At 32.7% G+C, this 539-nt stretch carries 1 protein-coding gene; it reads right to left on the minus strand.

Features of this window, described 5'->3' with window-relative positions; genetic code table 11:
• Positions 1 to 246: 246 nt before the first annotated feature.
• Positions 247 to 539: carboxymuconolactone decarboxylase family protein (locus V3W49_RS23005; RefSeq protein ID WP_500148301.1), on the minus strand; the 293-nt coding region annotated here is incomplete at its 5' end.

Consider the following 539-nt stretch of genomic DNA (forward strand, 5'->3'; position numbering starts at 1 on the left):
CGCTAGTATTCTGTTTACTAAATTCCATTTGCCCATTACTGCTTCTGCTCTTCTTACTTTACTTAAGGATGATTAAATGATAATTAGTTCATATAATCATATTACAGGAGTTTCCAAATTTGGAAAATTCATTATACTAAAACTGTAAACATCGAATCCTTAGAGACTTGATCACTTGCATGAGAATTATTTTGGGCGCAATTACACCTAACAGTTCGTATCAAATGTAATTAGGAATTTTTTCCATTAAACTATCTCCAGGTCTGTACCAAGTGCATCAACGAACCGATTGATAAAGTTAAAGAAGCTTGCTACTGAAATTACTTCTAAAATTTGCTGATCAGTCATCCCGTGTTTCCTAAGATTCTCATGATCTTTTTCAGTAATTTTGTAGGATTCGTTTGTTATCTTCAATGAAAAATCAAGTACTGCCTTTTCTTTTTCAGAAAGACTTGATGATTGGTAGTCTTTGTATAATTCTTCGATTTTTTTTGAATCGTATCCAATAGCCTTTAGCATCATGTTATGAGCCCCAACAC

This window comes from Rosenbergiella sp. YN46, assembly GCF_036620675.1.
In the GTDB taxonomy this organism is placed as follows: Bacteria; Pseudomonadota; Gammaproteobacteria; order Enterobacterales; family Enterobacteriaceae; genus Jejubacter.